We start from the raw sequence: 1,289 nt of genomic DNA, 5'->3' as shown, positions 1-1,289 counted from the left end.
CGCCTCAAAGTCAAGTGGTCAAAGGATCATGGGGTGGCCAGGAGGTCGTTGAGGGCTTGGGCGGGGGTGCGGTAGTCCAGGGTTGGTCGGGGGCGTGAGTTCAGTTTCGCTGCGATGATGGCGAGGTCGTCGGCGCTGTAGCCGGACAGGTCGGTGCCTTTGGTCAGCCAGTGACGCAGGAGCCGGTTGGTGTTCTCGTTCGAGCCACGCTGCCACGGCGAGTGGGGATCGGCGAAGTACACCGGTGCCTGCAGATCAAGTTGGACAGTGTCGTAGGCGGCAAGTTCAGCGCCGCGGTCCCAGGTGATGGAGCGACGCAGGTGGGATGGCAGTTGGCTCATCTGAGCGATCATTTCGGCCGCGACGACGTCGGCGGTGGCACGCTCAGGCAGGTGTAGCAAGATCACGAACCTGGTGGAGCGTTCCACGAGGGTGCCGACCTGGGAACGGCCGTCAGCACCCTTGATCAGGTCGCCTTCCCAGTGGCCGGGCACGGCACGATCGGCGACCTCGGCGGGCCGCTCAGAGATCTTCAACGCGTCTTTGTAAGTCGCCTTGAGACCGCGTGGAGAAGTTCCGCGATGCTTGCGGTGGGTGCGGCTCGTGGAGAGCTGTCGGGCCAGGTCTTGGCGCAAAACTCCTCGTGATTGAACGTAGAGGGCGCGGTAGATCGTCTCGTGACTCACCCGACAAGTGTGATCGTCGGGTGCGTCACGAGCCAGCATGTCCGCGATCAGTTTCGGTGACCAGCCGTCATCCATCCACGCTTCAATCCGGCGACACAGCTCCGGATTCTTTTCCAGCTTCGGCTGCTTGGGCCGGCGTCGGTTGTGATGCGCACGCGTGTGAGCCACGGTCGCGTAGTACTGGCCGTCCGGACCACGGTTGCGGCCGATCTCACGACACACCACGGACTGCGAGCGACCAATGCGTGCCGCGATCTGGCGCTGGGTACAGCCTTGACGCAGGCCCGCCTGGATCTCGACGCGCTCGTCGATCGTCAACGAACGGCCGAACTTCTCTTCCCAGTCCACGACCGGGTCCGCGACCGCATGGGATCGCCCGTTACCGAGTTTCACCCCGCCAGCATCACGCCACCACTTCCACACCGAGGCATGACTCGACATGGAAGCACCGACTTTTCCGATCGCGACCCTCGCTGCCGTTCCTCCACACACCAGATCCACGAACTCATCACGCACCGACTGCGGATACCTCGCCATGACACCACCTCCAAGTGATGTCGAGACAGTATGAATCCAAGCGCGTTTTCCGACCCTCATGTCCCG

General features: G+C 63.1%; 1 protein-coding gene. It reads right to left on the bottom strand.

Going from position 1 to position 1,289, the window contains the following annotated elements; translation table 11 throughout:
- Nucleotides 1-26: 26 nt before the first annotated feature.
- Entirely contained in the window at nt 27-1,223 is a 1,197-nt protein-coding gene (locus tag B7K20_RS00015; RefSeq protein ID WP_084099468.1) for an IS30 family transposase, read from the bottom strand.
- Between the last annotated feature and the right edge of the window lie 66 nt (nt 1,224-1,289).

Source organism: Demequina sp. NBRC 110051 (assembly GCF_002090055.1).
GTDB lineage: Bacteria > Actinomycetota > Actinomycetes > Actinomycetales > Demequinaceae > Demequina.
This window is presented reverse-complemented; position numbering and strand designations above follow the sequence as displayed.